Origin of the sequence: Streptomyces finlayi, from assembly GCF_014216315.1 — a bacterium.
Classification (GTDB): Bacteria; Actinomycetota; Actinomycetes; order Streptomycetales; family Streptomycetaceae; genus Streptomyces; species Streptomyces finlayi_A.
This window is the reverse complement of the sequence record NZ_CP045702.1, coordinates 1,117,765-1,133,972: the sequence shown is the minus strand read 5'-3', so window position 1 is coordinate 1,133,972 and position 16,208 is coordinate 1,117,765. Positions and strand designations below refer to the sequence as shown.

The window sequence follows — 16,208 nt, the reverse complement described above, 5'->3', positions numbered from 1 at the left end:
GTCCCACCCGAAACCAGCAAGGAATCTGATACGTGCGCGAATATTCGGCGATTGAGTCGGCACTCTACGCATCCTTCGACCGGCTACTGGAATCTGACATCCTCGAAATTGACTTCGAGAGCGTCGGAACCTTCACCGACCCGTCGGCCGGCAAGCCCTCAGAATTCGACGAGCAATCGGAATGGAAGGATGTGATTCTCGATCACCGTTTCGACGAAGCGACGCCATGGATCACCGAGCTCGCTTGCCGCTGGCGATCAGTGAAGCGCAAGAGAGCGCCAGAAATCCACGGAGAGTTCCGTGTGCGCAACATCTACGACGCGCTGCTGAAGAATGCGCCCGACCTCACCTGGGAGAGAGCGTCCGACACGGAGAAGCAGCTGGTCGCAGAGTTCCGTACGATTGACGACACGCCCCGCTCCGGCGCAGGACTGCTCACGGCCGTCAGGGTTCAACCTCATGTCAATCCACTGGAACTCTGGTACTACGACAAGGACCTGAGCCGGTATCCGGGGCACGCGACTGACTATGTTCGCCTGGACCTCGACTACGTGGAATACATGAAGGTACTCCCCGTCACCAAGGGAACCTTCGGCTGGCAGTACCTCTTCTCTGATATCTCCCTGTGTGGCCTCGAGCGGCACGTCGTCGAGAACCTTGAAGCCATGCTTGACGCGTTCCCCACCGCTTTTCCCGAGTACGACTACGCACCGCTGCGCGCCCGCTTGGAGGCCCGCCTGTGACCCGCTACGCAGACATACCCAAGCCCATCCGCTCCGGCATAGTCGTAGTCGACCCCGAACGCGGCACCCCCCAGCGCATCATCGTCCTCCAGTTCAACCCCGACACCCTGGAACGCAGCCTCGCGCCCCAATCGGCCGGCTCCGGTGGTGACTCCGGGGGAGGGGGCAGCGGGTCCGGGGACCGGAACGAGGCTCTTCGGCTCAAGGGGCCCGCTCAGGAGACCTGGAAGTTCACCGCCGAGATCGATGCCACCGACCAGTTGGAGGTCGCCGCACCCGACGGGATCCACCCCGAGCTGGCCACCCTCGAAATGCTGGTGCATCCGACCACCGCTCAGCTACGGGAAGCGAGCCGGCTCTCCAAGAAGGGGACCATCGAGATCAGCCCGATCGAGATGCCACTCACCCTCTTCACCTGGGGCAGCAAGCGCGTCATGCCCGTGCGCCTCACCGAACTGTCCATCAACGAGTCCGCGTTCGACGTGAACCTGAATCCGATCCGGGCGAGCCTGAGCATCGGCATGAAGGTGCTCAGCGTCAGCGATCTGCCCGCCGGGCACCGCGGGGCCGATCTGTACATGGCGCATCTCGCGCAGAAGGAGCGGCTCGCCAGGGCCGCGCGCAGCGGCGGGCTCGGCTCGCTGGGGCTGGCCGGCGGCAATGCCGTCACGGGGAGGAGCTGAAGGACATGGCCGACATCGAACCGTACGAGAACGCGCTGGACGCGATACCCGGCGCCCACCCCTACTCCCGCTCCAGCCGCTACCACGACGCCGAGATCGGCGTGCACCGGATGGCCGACGGGACCGAAGTGCGGTACGCCAAACGCCGGTTGCTGCCGCCGCTCAGCGAGGCGGCGACGGCGGCCGAGGAGAGCGCGCCGCACACCGTCAGCAGCGGGGACCGGCCGGATCTGCTGGCTCAGCGGTACTTCGGGGACCCGGGGCAGTGGTGGCAGATCGCCGATGCCAATCCGGTGCTCGACCCGCAGGAGCTGACCGAAGAGGCGGGCCGCACCATCGCGATCCCGCATGCCGGGGGCTTCCCGGGGCCGGGGGCGCGGTATGCCTGATCAGCCCGTGGGGAGCGGGCCCATCCACATCACCCTGCAGACGGGGTCGCGGCTGACCCGGCCCGTTCCGCCCGAGGTCACCGAGGCGCTGCTGTCGGCGCAGATCACGGCCACCGCGGGCGAACGCAGCGGATTCCAGATGGCTTTCGACCTCACCAAGCAGGGGGCGCTGTCACGGAGGCTGTTACCCGAGGGGTTCTTCGATCCGAAGACCCGGGTGATTCTCAGCGTCAGCGTGAAGGGCACCGCCCGGGTGCTGCTCGACGGGCTCATCGTGCGGCAGGAGGTCGGCGCCAGCAATCAGCCGGGGCACTCCACCCTCACGGTGACCGGTGAGGATCTCACCCTCCTCATGGATCTGGAGGAGCGCACCGACCGGTACCCCAATCTGAGGCCCTCCGGACGGGTCGCACGCATCCTGGCCAAGTACGCCGACTACGGCATCGAGCCCCGCGTCTTCCAGGAGCAGATCGAGCAGCCGCCGCGCGAGCGGCTGAGGGTCGACTACCAGTCGGGCACCGACCTGAGTTACGTGAACGAGCTGGCGCGCGCCAACGGCTACACGTTCTATCTGGAACCCGGACCCCGGCCCGGCCGCTCCACTGCCGTCTGGGGTCCCGAGGCCCGGATCGGGCAGCGGCAGCACGCGCTCAACGTGAACATGGACGTCAACTCGACCGTGGATCAGCTGACTTTCGCGTACGACGGGACCGCCCGCGAGGAGCCGCAGGCACGCGTGCAGGACCCCGCCACTCGCGACAGCCGGCTCCTGCCGCAGCCAGACATCGGGCCGCTGCGCCCGCCGCTGGGACGCCGCGCCACTCCCGCACTCAAACGCAGGACGCTGTCCGGCACGGCCAAGAAGGAGTCGGCGCAGGCCCAGGCGGAGCTGCTGGCGCGCGCCGCGCTGTCGGCCGATGCCATTTCCGGCTCCGGTTCCCTGGACGTGAACCGGCACGGCTACATCCTGCGGCCGCGCGAGCTCGTCGGGGTGCGTGGCGCCGGGGTGACGTACGACGGCGACTACTTCGTCAAGTCCGTCACCCACACCATCAGGCCGGGCTCCTACCAGCAGAACTTCACGCTCTCGCGCGAGGGCCTCATCGCCCGGAGCGGCACCGTACGACCGTAACGGCCGCGACAGCGGAACAGGAACAGGACCAGGATCAGGATCAGGACCAGGAGAACTTCGCATGGCTGCTGGACCCAACAACCGGTTTCTCGGCAAGTTCCGGGGGCGGGTGGTGAGCAATGACGATCCGCTGAAGATCGGGCGGGTGACGGTCAAGGTGCCGGACGTCCTGGGGGACGAGACGTCCACCTGGGCCCTGCCGTGCCTGCCGTTCACGGGGCCGCAGTCGGGGCAGTACGCGGTACCGGCCGAAGGCGCGGGAGTGTGGGTGGAGTTCGAGCAGGGGGATGTCAGTTTTCCTATCTGGACCGGTTGTTGGTACGGGGACAGGACCGAGCTGCCGCCCGATGCGCTCACCGGCGGCCCGGTGCACCAGAACGTGGTGATCCAGACCTCCGACCGGCACAAGTTCGTCCTGGGCGATGTGCCCGGCGGCAACGGCATCCGTCTCCAGGCCGCGACGGGGGCGTACATCCAGGTCGACGAGAAGGGCGTGACGATCGCCAACGGCCAGGGCGCCTCGATCGTGCTGGACGGCGGCGAGGTCAACATCAACGACGGCCGGCTGATCGTGGCCAAGAAGCAGTAACAGACAACGGGGAGAGGACTCTTGTCCACAAGCTCAGGGACCATCGTCAGCGCCGCCGCCACACTCCACTGCCCGCACGGCGGCCGGGCATCCGCCACCTCGGCGCGCTCGGCCGTGCGCCTGGACGGGCTGCCCGTGCACACCGCCTCCGACACCTTCGTCGTGACCGGGTGCCCGCACACCGTCGACGGGGTGCCGCACCCGTGCACCACTGTCCGGTGGAGCCCGCAGACGGGCGGCGTGCTGATCGACGGCGCGCCCGTTCTGCTGCACACGAGTGCGGCGAACTGCTTCAGCTCGGCGCTCGTACCGCAGGGACCACCGGTCGTGACCGCGGCGCGGCAGGGGGCGACATGCCGATGAGGACCGTACGCGGCGACATCGCGTTCCCGTTCCGCAGCGACCGGCGCGGGCGGACGGCTCACGCCGCGCACGACGAGCATGTGCGGGATCTGGTCGAGCAGTTGCTGTTCACCAGCCCCGGTGAGCGGGTGATGCGGCCCGACTTCGGTTGCGGGCTGCTGGATCTGGTGTTCACACCGAACAGCCCCGAGCTGGCTTCGGCCCTGGAGCTGTCGGTGGAGGCCGCGCTACAGCGCTGGCTTGGCGAGCTGATCGATGTGGAGTCCCTGGACGTGGTGAGCGAGGAGAACGTGGTCCGGGTGTATCTGCGCTATGTGGTGCGCTCCACCGGGAACCGGCGCGACGAGGTCTTCGAAGGGAGCGGGCCCGCATGAGCAGCCCGAGCAGGGATTTGGTCTGCCGTACGGACGGCAGGCGAGGCATGGTGCGTGCGGCACGGCTCGACGGCGTGGACGCGGTGGAGGCCGGGGACGACGGTCTGACGCTGACGGTGACGTTCCTCGGCAAGGCGCCGCAGGGGCTGTGCCCGGAGAACATCCGGATCGACGGCGGCCGCCGGATCACGGGTATCGAGGCGGTCGAGGTGACCGTGGAGCGGGAGGAGGACCCGGAGCTCGACGACCGGCTGGTCGTGACGGTCGACCGCACCGGGGACACTTCGCGTTACCAGCTGTCGGTCGTGGACACCGATCCATACGGGCGGCCGGGTACGGAACCGTTCCCCGGGTTCGACCAGCGGTACTTCCGGGCGGAGTTCGAGTTCCGGCCGGACTGCCCCACGCCCTTCGACTGCGCGGACGATGCGGCGGGCCGTGACACCGGCCCCCGGACCGAGGCGCCCGTCATCGACTACACGGCGCGCGACTACGACTCCGTACGACGGCTCATCCTGGACCGGCTCGCGCTGACCACACCCGACTGGGTCGAGCGCAACCCCGCCGACCTCGGCGTCACCCTCGTCGAGCTGCTGGCGCACATGGCGGACCGGATCAGCTATCAGCAGGACGCGGTGGCCACCGAGGCGTATCTGGACACCGCCCGCAGGCGGGTGTCGGTGCGCCGGCACGTGCGGCTGATCGACTATCCGATGCACGACGGATGCAATGCCCGTGCCCTGGTCACCGTCGAGGTGACGAAGCGGCTGACGCTGCTGCCGGGTACGTTCCGTTTCGCCGCGGTCGACGTCCGTACGCTGGGGCCGCGCGACCGGCCCGAGATCGGCACCGTCATCGAGGACCGTGAGCTGGCGATGCTGGCCGAGCGCGGGTCGGTGGAGGTGTTCGAGCCGGTGGTGGCCGGCGAGCCGGCCGAACTGCGTCCCGCGCACAACACCATCCGCCTGTGGACCTGGGGCGACGAGGTGTGCGCCCTGCCGAAGGGCGCGGTGTCGGCGACGCTGCGGGACGAGTGGACCGACAAGAAGTGCACCGTGCGGGCGCTGGCCCTGGCGCCGGGCGACCTGCTGCTGTTCGAGGAGGTACGCGGGGCGCGTTCGGGTACGCCGGGCGACGCGGACCCCGCGCACCGGCAGGCCGTACGCCTGACCTCGGTCACCCCGGGCGTGGACACGTTGTGCGACCAGCCGGTCCTTGAGATCACCTGGGCCAGGGAGGACGCGCTCGCGTTTCCCGTGTGCCTGTCGACGCGCGGCGGGCCGGGCTGTGAACCCGTGCCGGACGTGAGCGTCGCGCGGGGCAACGTGATCCTCGTCGACCACGGCAGGTCACTGACGTTCGGCGGGGCCCTGCCCGAGACGGTGGCCGTGCCGCCGGAGCCCGCCGTGCTCGGTTCCTGCGAGCCGTCCGGCTTCGGGTGCGGGGACTCCGACGCGGGCAACGCGACGGCCCGGCTCCTGGGCGAACGTCTGGAACAGACCCGGCACGGACGGCTGCTCACCGCCGAGCAGATACGGGAACTGTCGACGCAGGTCGGCGACGATCAGGTGACGCGCGCCGGTCTCGGCCTGGAGCTGGCGGGGCGCCGGCGCGAGAAGGTCGTTCCGGGCACCGCGTACGAGCAGGCGGAGGCACTGGCCACGCTGCTCGCGCAGGTGGTGTACCCGGGCATCCGGCCCCGGTTCCGGCCGGTGCTCCAGCGCTCTCCCGTCGTCCAGGCAGCGCCCTTCCCGCTGCCGGAGCACGTCTGTGCCGGGCAGGCCGACCGGCTGGCCGCTGTGCCGGGGCGGGTGCGGGAGCGGCTGGTGGAGCTGTGGCGCAGCGCCCGCGACTGCGACGGGCTGACCGAGGCGGAGATCGACGAGCTGACCGTGCTCTTCGGGTTACGGACGCTGGAGCATGTGGCATTGCACCGTCACCCGGTACGTGCGCTGCGCGAGCTGCTGCACCGCAGTGAGCGGCTGCTGGCGCCGAAGCTGCGCAGGCTCCATGTGCTGACGGCCCGGGCCCGCGCGGGTGCGGTGCTGGACGCGGGCATCGCCTGGGAGATCGCGCACAGCTGGGGCCCCGGCTACGCGACCGGGCTGCGTCCGGACGAGCCCGTGCTGCGAGGGCCGGCCGCCGCCCTGGTCCAGGATCCGCGGGCCGCGCTGCCCGCGGTGACGGTTGTGGACGGTGACGAGACGTGGACCGCGCGGCGGGATCTGCTCGCCAGTGGGCACCGGGACCGGCATCTCGTCGGCGAGCTGGAGGACGACGGTCGGATCGCCCTGCGGTTCGGCGACGGGCGGCACGGTGCCCGGCCGCGGCCCGGCGCCCGGCTCGGGCTGCACTACCGGCTCGGTGGTGGCACGGCGGGCAACGTGGGCGCGGAGGCCGTCAACCATCTGGTGCTGCTGGGTGACCGGCACCCCGAGGGCGCGGGGGACACACGGCACCCCGAGGGCGCAGGAAGCACACGGCACCCCGAGAGAAGAGGGGACACGGCTGAGGCGCTGCCGGTCGCCGGGGTGCGCAATCCGCTGCCCGCCGTGGGCGGCACCGAGCCCGAACCGAGCGAGCAGGTACGCCAGTTGGCTCCGCTCGACCTGAAACGCACCCGGCAGCGCGCGGTGACCGCCGAGGACTACGCCGCCCTGGCCTCCGCACTGCCCGGGGTGCAGCGGGCGGCGGCCGACATCCGCTGGACGGGCAGCGTGCAGGAGGCCCATGTCGCCGTCGACGCGCAGGGGGCCGGGGAACCGGCACCCGAGCTGCTCGACTCGGTGGCGTACGCGCTGGAGAGCTACCGGCGGATCGGACACGACCTCGTGGTAGGCCCCGCGAGCACCGTAGCGCTGGACATCGCCCTGTCGGTATGTGCGGCACCCGGTCATCAGTACGGCCGGATCCTGACCGAGCTGTACCGGCTGATGGGCCGTGGGCGGCTGCCGGACGGGCGGCTCGGCTTCTTCCATCCCGATGCCCTGGTGTTCGGCGAACCGGTGCGGCTCAGCCGGCTGGTGGCGGCGGCCGCCGCGGTGCGAGGAGTGGAGAGCGTGACGGTGACCCGGCTCCGCCGGCTCCTCGACGACGTGGCCGGGGACGACGGGGACGACACGGCCCTGGAGGCAGGCGTGCTGCGGCTCGGCCCGCTGGAGATCGCACGGTGCGACAACGACCCGGACCGGCCCGAGAACGGGCGGCTGACCATCGAACTCGCCGGAGGTAGCCGATGAGCGGCACGGGCGGCTGCGGCTGCGGCTGTGGCGGACACGACGAACACCGGGCTCCCGAGGCCCTGTACAACCCGCCGGGGCGTACCGCACTCGACTACCGGGTCGGGGACTACGGCTCGTTCCTGGCGGCCATGGTGGACCGGCTCGCCTCGCCCGCCTATCCGGCGCTGCGGGGGCTCACGGTCCGCACCCCGGACGATCCGGCGATCGGTCTCCTCGACGCGTGGGCCGTCGTGGGCGACCTGCTGACGTTCCACTCCGAGCGGATATTGGACGAGGCGTATCTGCGCACCGCGAACGAACACCGCTCACTGGCGCTGCTCGGGCGCCTGGTGGGACACCGGCCGCGGCCGGGCATCGCCGCCGACACCCATCTCGCGTACACCCTGGACCAGGATCCGCGGGGTGCGGACGTGGAGGTGGTCATCCCGCGCGGGGCGCGCAGCAACAGTGTGCCGCTCACCTCCCAGGAGGATTCCCAGGTCTTCGAGACCGATGCCGATCTCGCGGCCCGCGCGTCCTGGAACGAACTCGCGGTGCGCCGGCGCAGGCCCACGCTGCTGACCGAGGAGGACCTGACCCGGCGTTCCGAGATCCAGGTGGCGGGCACCACGACCGGTCTGGGGACCGGGGACCGGCTGCTGTTCGTCTTCAAGGGCTGGCAGGACGGCGGGCAGGACGGCGGGCAGGGGCAACGACTGCTCCGTACCGTGGCCCGGCTCCGCGTCGACCGCGAGGACGACGTGACGGGGATCGCGCTCCAGCAGTCCGCCCCGCCGTCCCCGGGCGAACTGGTGGCCCTGCTGCGCGAGTGGATCACCGAGGACGACCGGGCGGTCGAGGACGGCGAGCCCGCCCCCGACAACCCCAACCCGCGCCCGGTCAGCCGGTTCATCCAGGACTTCGACACCCAGGTGCTCGCACCGCTGCGGGACGAACTGGACTCCCTCACCTCACCCGCCCGTCTCGCCGCCGCGCTCGCGGAACCGCACGAGCGGCTGGCCGAGGCACAGGTCGTCGCGCGAGCGCACGAGCACGTCGCCGCATGGTTCGCGCAGCTGGAGGCGGTGATCGGCGACATCAGGGCGCGGGCAGCCGAGCTGGAGCCGGTCAGGGCCGCCCCCGAGGGGCTGCGCGCTGCCGCGCCGGGCGGTTCCGCCGCGCTGCGGGCGCTGGGCGCGGTACTTCCAGCGCTGCGCGGAGAGGTCGTACGGGCAGGCTCCCGGGCGGGGTCCCTGCCGGCCGGCGCCGGTGCCGGCCGGCTGTCGGCTCCGGGCTCCGATCTCGGGGCGCGGCTGCTGGCGGCGCTCGACCCGCGGATCGCCGACGGGATGTATCCCGCGTGGCGGCAGTCCGCCCCCACCGCGCCGTCGCTCCTGCACGAGGTGCAGGCGATGCGGGTGACGGTGGCGCCGTTCGGCGCGATGGCGCCGCTGCGGCCCGTGCAGGACGCACGGGGACGGGTGATCAGACAGGCGGACTGGCCGCTGACCGGCTCCGCCCTGACGACGATGCGGGTGGTGTTCGACACGGCGGGCAAGGTCCCGGTGCGTGCGGAGTTCCAGCACACCGAGACGGGTTCGTCCGTCCAGCAGTCGGAGAACCTACCGTCGGAGGCCACGTTCGACCTGGGACCCGGCCGGGTCACGGTCAGGACCCGGGCCGGCCAGGACCACGATCTGAGCTGGCTGAACCGGCGGCCCGCCGACTCGCAGGAGCCGGGCGTCACCGCCCAGTTGCACGCCGGGCTGCCCGAGCGGACCCTGTTCGTCTCCCGGCCCGCGGAGGACGGCCGGGTCCAGGTCGCCGTCCACAACGGTGAGACCAGGACCTGGCGACTGGCGCCCGGTGACCACGAACAGGTCAGGCACGAGGGCTACGAGCTGACCGTGCGGTACACGGTCGGCAGCGAACCCGCCAATGTGGTCATCGGCATCGCCACCGTCCCGGAGCCCGCCGACCGGCGGGTGATCGCCCTCGACTCGGTGCAGGACTCGGTCACGGTCGGCAGCTGGGTCGCGATCGAGCGTCCCCGCAAGGGCGCCGAGGGCCCCGACGGCATTCCGGGCGACGAGAGGCTCAGGTTCGTCACCACCAGGGTCACCGCCGTACGCACCGCCGTGTACACCGACTTCGGCATCACCGGACGCGGTACGGAACTGACCCTGGCGGACCCCTGGCTCGACGAGCACGATGTGCTGCTCTCCACGATCAGGGACACGACCGTGCACGCGGGCGGACAGGCACTGCGGCTCGCCGACGAGCCGCTCGGCGAGGACGTGCACGGCAATGAGCTCGAACTGGCCGAGCTGTACGACGGGCTGCGCCCGGGGCGGCGGCTCATGGTGTCGGGGGAGCGCACGGACGTCCCCGCGGGGCGGGCCACCGAGCTGGTGACGGTCGCGGACGTCGAGCAGGTGCTCGACCCGCTGCTGCCCGGCGACCACGTGCACACGAGACTCACCCTGACCACGGACCTGGTCCACCGCTACCGGCGGGCCACCGTGCGGGTGCGGGGCAACGTGGTGGGGGCCACGCACGGCGAGAGCCGGGAGGAGCCGATCGGCAGCGGCGACCCGGACCGGACCAACCAGACGTTCGCCCTGTGGCAGTCACCGCTCACCTGGCTGCCCACCGACAACGCGCTGGGGGCGGTCCCCGTCCTCGACGTACGGGTCGACGGGCTGCTGTGGCACGAGGTGGACAGCCTCGCCGGACGCGGACCGCGCGATCGGGTGTACGTCAGCGGGGTGGCGGGCGGCCGGACCACGGTCACCTTCGGCGACGGGGTGCACGGGGCCCGGCTGCCCGGTGGGCACGAGAACGTCCGGGCCCGCTACCGCTTCGGCACCGGCCGGGCCGCCAACGTCCGGGCCGACCGGATCACCCAGGCGGTCAACCGGCCGCTCGGCGTCACCGGGGTCACCAATCCTCAGCCCGCCACGGGCGGCGCGGACGCGGACGGCCCCGGCGCGACCCGGTCCACGGTGCCGCTCGCCGTGTCGGCCCTCGACCGGCTGGTGTCGGTCGCGGACTACGAGGACTTCGCCCGCGCCCGCGGCGGGATCGGCCGGGCCGTGGCGCGTGAGATCTTCGACGGCAGACGGCGGATGCTGCATGTGACGGTGGCCGGGGTCGACGACATCCCCATCGCCGAGGACTCCGACGTGCTCACCGCGCTGCGCTCCTCACTCACCCGGTACGGGGACCCCCGGCTGCCGGTACGGGTGCAGGTGCGCGAACTGGTCCTGCTGCTGCTCGCAGCGAAGGTGAAGGTGGCCCGCGACCACAGCTGGCACGTCGTCGAACCCCGCCTGCGCCAGGCCCTGCTGACCCGCTTCGGCAGCGCCAGGCGCGAGCTGGGCAGCCCGGCGCACCTGTCGGACGTACTGGCGACGGCCCACGCGGTGCCCGGCGTCGACCACGTGGACGTGGACGTGTTCGGCGCAGTGCCCGCGACCCTCACCCCCGACGGTCTGCCCGGACTCGCGGACGCCCTCGCACGACCGCGTACGACGGTACCGGCGCGGCTCGCCACGTACGACGAGGACGTGCACCGGGTGACCGCACCGGAGGGCGAGACGCTCACCGGGGTCGCCGCCCGGTACGGCATCGCCCTCACCGAACTGCTGCGCCTCAACCCGGACATCACCGACACCCGGCGCCTGGCGAAGGGCCGCGCGGTGTTCGTCTTCCGCGGCGTCCGGCCCGCCCAGCTCGTCCTGCTGTCACCGGAAGTCCCGGACACGCTCACTCTCACGGAGGTCACCCGATGAACACCCAGGAAGGGAGCGCCGCATGAGCAGGGAACCGGACAAGCTTGCGGAGCTGCTCCCGCAGTGGCACCGGCTGCGGGACGCCGAGGAGGGCGGGCCGCTGCGCGCACTGCTCGCGGTGATCACCGAACAGGCCGACCGGGTGCGCGACGGGGTCGAACAGAGCTACGAGGACCTGTTCGTGGAGACGGCCGCGCCCTGGGTACTGCCGTATCTCGGCGACCTGGTGGGCTACCGCCCGCTTCCCGGGTACGAGCGCGTCCAGTCGGCCGGTCTCGGCGGCGGTCTCGGCGGCGGGGGTGGTGGCGGGGGCGGTGACGAGGGCGGTGACGAGGCCCGCACGCGGCTCGCCGAGGCGCTCGCGCCCCGCCGCGACGTCGCCGCGACCGTCGCCAACCGCCGCCGCAAGGGCACCCTCGCGCTGTTGGAGGAGACGGCGCAGGAGGTCGCCGGGTGGCCGGCCAGGGCCGTGGAGTTCTCCCGGCTGGTCTCCCACCAGCAGCCCGTCAGGCTGTACGGGACGGGGGCGGCGCCCGACGACGTACGCAGGCTGGGGCGCGGCCGGCTGGCCGACGTGAGGGACGGTGCGCGACTCGACCTGACGGGCGGCCCGTTCGATACGTCGGCCCGGTCGGCCGATGTACGCAGGGCCGGTTCGATGCGCCGCAAGGGCGGCCACACCCCGGCCGGCGTCGGGCTGTTCGTATGGCGCCTCAAGCCGTACTCCGTGACCCGGGCACCGGCGTACTGCGTCGACCGCGCCCGCAGCCTGTACACGTTCTCGATCCTGGGCAACGACAGCCCGCTGGTGACCCTGCCGGTGCCGGAACCGTCGGCCACGCACATCGCGACGGTCGACAACGTGCCCGCGTACATCACCCGGCGGCAGCTCGCCGACCGGCTCGCGGACTACTACGGGCCGGGCAAGAGCTTCGCGGTCTGGCGCGACGGTCAGGACGAGCCGGTGCCGATGTCGGACATCGTCGTCGCGGACCTGACGGACTGGCGCTACCGTCCCAAGCTCGGCCAGGTGGCCGTCGACCCGGTGCTGGGACGGATCGCCTTCGGCTCCCGCTCGGCGCCCCGGCAAGGGGTCTGGGTCACCTACCACTACGCCTTCGGTGACGACACCGGCGGCGGCGAGTACCCGCGCGAGCGCGTCACCTCACCCGCCGCACGGCTCTACCGGGTGGGCCCCGGGCAGGACCACCAGCGGATCATGGACGCGTACGAGCAGTGGCGCACCGACCGGCGGGCGGGACACTGCGGCCCCGAGGGCGTCATCGAGATCACGCACAGCGGCGCCTACCAGGAGCAGCTCGACTTCGACCTCGAACGCGGCGACCGGCTGGAGCTGCGCGCCGCCGAGGGCTGCCGTCCGGTGATCCGGCTGCTCGACTGGTACAGCAACCGGCCCGACGCGCTCAACATCCGGGCGCAGGAGGACGGAGAGGGCGATGCTCCCCGGATCGTGCTGGACGGTCTGCTGATCACCGGGCGCGGGCTCCATGTCAGCGGCCCGCTCGGTGCGCTCGTGCTGCGGCACTGCACGCTCGTACCGGGCTGGTCGCTGGAGCCCGGCTGTGACCCGCACTCGCCCGAGGAGCCGAGCCTGGTCCTGGACCGGACGACAGCGTGCGTGTCCGTCGACCGCAGCGTCCTCGGCACCATCGAGGTGATCGGTGAGGAGGTGAGCCACGACCCGCTGCCGATCCACATCCGCGACAGCATCCTGGACGCCACCGGCCACGACCGGGCCGCGCTCTCCGCACCGGACTGCCGCCATGCACATGCTGTGCTGCACGCCCACCGCACCACGGTCATCGGCGAGGTCCACACCCACGCGGTGGAGATCGCCGAGAACAGCATCTTCACCGGGCAGCTGCGGGTGGCCCGGCGCGGCATCGGCTGCCTGCGGTACTCGTACGTGCCGCCCGGCTCCCGCACCCCGCGCCGGCACCGCTGCCTGCCCGATCCCGTGGGCGAGGGGGAGGCACAGCCGGTGCGCCCGTTGCTGAGCAGCGAGCGGTACGGCACGCCCGCGTACGGGCGGCTCGCCGACGCCGGTCCGTGGCAGCTCCGCAGGGGCGCCGACGACGGCTCCGAGCTGGGCGTCTTCCACGACCTGTACGAACCGCAGCGCGAGGACAGCCTGCGGGCCCGGCTCGCCGAGTACACGCCGGCCGGTACGGACGCCGGGATCTTCCCCGTCACCTGAACCGGAACCTTCCCCGTCACCGACACGACTTCTTCCGATCTTCCGACCGATGAACTTCCAAGGGGGGACCCCTTCCCATGCACGCAGACATCTCCCGCAACACCTTCCGGCCGGACCGGCACTACTCGGCGGTCATCGCGCAGCAGGGCCGGGTGCAGCTCGACGCCGACGCCAATGAGCAGGCCGCCATCCAGCTGGTGCGGGCCCGTACGACCGCGGCCGATCTGATCGGGCAGCACGGCGGCCCGCGCGGCGCCACCGGCTTCGGCCTGAGCTTCGTGGGCGGTGGCCGTGAGCTGGACGATCTGGCCATCGGCGGCGGCCGCTACTACGTGGACGGCATCCTGCTGGACGCGACCCGGCCGGAGCCGGGCGTCCCGGCTGAGGCCGGGGACCACGGCGCCGCGGACGACGGTGAGGCACCGGCCGCGGTCCCGGCGACCTGGACGTACTGGGACCAGCCCGACGGATACCGGGACGCGGAGCGCCACGGCGACCGGCTGCCCACCCAATTCCCGTACCTGGCCTATCTCAAGGTGTGGGAGCGTTCGGTGACCGCGGCCGAGGACCCGCTGCTGCGCGAGGTGGCGCTCGGGCCCGCGATGCCTGACACGGCGGCCCGGCTCAAGACCGTATGGCAGGTGCTCCCCCTGCCCGGCGCGCAGTTGGAGCTGGCGGACGGGGCGCCGAAGGACGAGGTGCGTGCGGCGTTCGCGCGGTGGGCGGCGGCGCAGGCGCCGACCGCGCGCATGGCGGCGCGCAGCGAGCGCCCCGCGCACGCGGACGAGGACCCCTGCCTGGTGAAGCCGGACGCCCGCTACCGGGGCCGGGAGAACCAGATGTACCGCGTGGAGATCCACGAGGGCGGCCCGGCGAAGGACGCCACTTTCAAATGGTCGCGGGAGAACGGTTCGGTGACCTTCCCGGTCGACGAGATCGACGGCACCTGGGTGGAGCTGGCCTCACTGGGTGGCGACGACTCACTGGGTCTGAACGTCGGGGACCAGGTGGAGTGCCTGGACACCGCCCGCACCAGCCGGGGCGAGCCGCTTCCGCTGCTGCGGGTCGAGGAGGTGGACCTGCCGGGGCGACGGGTGCGGCTCTCGGACGAGCCCGGTTCCTCCGTCGGGCGGCGCCCCGGACTCCACCCGTTCCTGCGGCGCTGGGACCAGCGCGGGGGTTCGGGGCACGGGAGCGGCCGGAGCCGTACCGAGCGGGCGGCGGCGAAGCTGCGGGGCGGCGCGGTCCGGATCGAGGAGGGCGGCTGGCTGCCTCTGGAGGACGGCGTGCTCGTGTACTTCGAGCCGGGCAGGACGTACCGGTCCGGGGACTTCTGGACCGTTCCGGCCCGTACGGCCACGGGCGGTGTCGAGTGGCCGACGGATGCCGCCCGACGGCCGCTGCTGCGGTCCCCGGAGGGAATCCAGGTCCACTACGCGCCGCTGGCGTGGGTGTTGGGGGAAGCCGCGGTCGCCGACCTGCGGATGACGTTCGCCCCGCTGGCTGCCGTCATCCCCGCCGCCGACGAGGAGGAGCTGGCCGCGGAGGCGGCGGCCGAGGCGGAGGCGACGGCGGCGGAGTCCGCCGCCGTCGGCGGTTCGGCACCGCGGCCCGATGGGCAAGACGACGACAATCAGCCCGGGAGCTGACGCGTCACCTGGGGAAGGGACACCACCATGGCAACGCCTCTGTCCGCCGACCGATTGCTCAAGGCCCTTCGGAACGAGGGTCTGCACGTCGTCGAGCACCGGAGCTGGCGCACGCACAACCGCAACCACAAGGGGCCGTGGGGTCCCGTGCACGGTGTGATGATCCATCACACCGTGAGCTCGGGCACCAGGAGCTCCGTGGAGCTCTGTTACAACGGCCATTCGACCCTGCCGGGTCCGCTGTGCCACGGTGTGATCGCCAAGGACGGCTCGGTCCACCTGGTCGGCCACGGCCGCACCAACCACGCCGGGCTCGGTGACGACGACGTCCTGCGTGCGGTGGTCAACGAATCGGCGCTGCCTGCCGACAACGAGGCCAACACCGACGGCAACCGACACTTTTACGGCTTCGAGTGCGTCAACCTCGGCAACGGCGAGGACCTGTGGCCCGCCGCGCAGCTGGAGGCCATCGAGAAGGCGTCGGCCGCGATCTGCCGGGCCCACGGCTGGACGTACCGCTCGGTGATCGGTCACAAGGAGTGGCAGCCGGGGAAGATCGACCCGCGAGGGTTCACGATGGACTCGATGCGCGGCAGGATCAGGTCACGCCTGGGCGGCAGCCCCGACGGCCCGTCGAAACCGCCCGCGCCGAAACCCCCGGCGACGTACGAGCCGTTCCCCGGGGCGGCGTTCTTCCGGGTGGGCCGTCGCAGCCCTGTCATCACGGCGATGGGAAAGAGACTGGTGGCCCAGGGCTGCGGACGGTACGAGGTCGGCCCCGGCCCGGCCTGGTCGGCGGCCGACCGCAAGTCGTACGCCGCGTGGCAGCGGAAGCTGGGCTTCTCCGGGAGCGACGCGGACGGCACCCCGGGCAGGTCGAGCTGGGACAAGCTCAAGGTGCCCAACGTCTGACCCGCCGAGTCGTTCATCGCCGGCCGGACCGGGACTCCGGCCCGGCCGGCGATCGACGTACGCACCCGGTCCGGTACCGGTTCGAACTGTTCACCATCGGGAGGCCGGCAGGCTGACGACGGCCGAGCTCACGGTGAAGGC

Annotated in this window: 12 protein-coding genes; all 12 read left to right on the top strand. The window is 71.9% G+C overall.

Annotation, left to right across the window (positions count from 1 at the left end):
- The first annotated feature begins 32 nt into the window (after positions 1 to 32).
- The 12 genes from F0344_RS05360 (at position 33) to F0344_RS05305 (ending at position 16,067) form a co-directional block, all read left to right on the top strand.
- Positions 33 to 743, top strand: coding sequence for a hypothetical protein (locus tag F0344_RS05360; RefSeq protein ID WP_185297675.1), 711 nt, complete (start codon positions 33 to 35; stop codon positions 741 to 743).
- On the top strand, positions 740 to 1,426 hold the full coding sequence (locus F0344_RS05355) for a hypothetical protein (RefSeq protein ID WP_185297674.1): 687 nt from the start codon (positions 740 to 742) through the stop codon (positions 1,424 to 1,426). The genes F0344_RS05360 and F0344_RS05355 overlap by 4 nt, the downstream gene beginning before the upstream one ends.
- 5 nt (positions 1,427 to 1,431) lie before the next feature.
- Positions 1,432 to 1,815, top strand: a complete 384-nt coding sequence (locus F0344_RS05350; protein WP_185297673.1) for a hypothetical protein — start codon at positions 1,432 to 1,434, stop codon at positions 1,813 to 1,815.
- Positions 1,808 to 2,947, top strand: coding sequence for a hypothetical protein (locus F0344_RS05345; RefSeq protein ID WP_185297672.1), 1,140 nt, complete (start codon positions 1,808 to 1,810; stop codon positions 2,945 to 2,947). The genes F0344_RS05350 and F0344_RS05345 overlap by 8 nt, the downstream gene beginning before the upstream one ends.
- Positions 2,948 to 3,008: 61 nt before the next feature.
- On the top strand, positions 3,009 to 3,536 hold the full coding sequence (locus tag F0344_RS05340) for a phage baseplate assembly protein V (protein ID WP_185297671.1): 528 nt from the start codon (positions 3,009 to 3,011) through the stop codon (positions 3,534 to 3,536).
- Between the two features lie 21 nt (positions 3,537 to 3,557).
- Positions 3,558 to 3,899, top strand: coding sequence for a hypothetical protein (locus F0344_RS05335; protein WP_185297670.1), 342 nt, complete (start codon positions 3,558 to 3,560; stop codon positions 3,897 to 3,899).
- A complete protein-coding gene (locus tag F0344_RS05330; RefSeq protein ID WP_185297669.1) occupies positions 3,890 to 4,273 on the top strand; it encodes a GPW/gp25 family protein in 384 nt (127 codons plus the stop codon). Before F0344_RS05335 ends, F0344_RS05330 begins: the two co-directional genes overlap by 10 nt.
- The gene (locus tag F0344_RS05325) at positions 4,270 to 7,512 is read left to right on the top strand and encodes a baseplate J/gp47 family protein (RefSeq protein ID WP_185297668.1); all 3,243 of its coding nucleotides are present in this window, start codon (positions 4,270 to 4,272) and stop codon (positions 7,510 to 7,512) included. The genes F0344_RS05330 and F0344_RS05325 overlap by 4 nt, the downstream gene beginning before the upstream one ends.
- Positions 7,509 to 11,288 (top strand): putative baseplate assembly protein, encoded by a 3,780-nt coding sequence (locus F0344_RS05320; RefSeq protein ID WP_185297667.1) that lies wholly within the window; start codon positions 7,509 to 7,511, stop codon positions 11,286 to 11,288. The genes F0344_RS05325 and F0344_RS05320 overlap by 4 nt, the downstream gene beginning before the upstream one ends.
- 22 nt (positions 11,289 to 11,310) lie before the next feature.
- A complete protein-coding gene (locus F0344_RS05315; protein WP_185297666.1) occupies positions 11,311 to 13,506 on the top strand; it encodes a hypothetical protein in 2,196 nt (731 codons plus the stop codon).
- A 77-nt stretch (positions 13,507 to 13,583) separates the two neighbouring features.
- Positions 13,584 to 15,155 carry a DUF6519 domain-containing protein gene (locus F0344_RS05310; protein WP_185297665.1) on the top strand — a complete coding sequence of 524 codons (1,572 nt, stop codon included), beginning with the start codon at positions 13,584 to 13,586 and terminating at the stop codon, positions 15,153 to 15,155.
- A 27-nt stretch (positions 15,156 to 15,182) separates the two neighbouring features.
- A complete protein-coding gene (locus F0344_RS05305) occupies positions 15,183 to 16,067 on the top strand; it encodes a peptidoglycan-binding protein (RefSeq protein WP_185297664.1) in 885 nt (294 codons plus the stop codon).
- Positions 16,068 to 16,208: the final 141 nt, after the last annotated feature.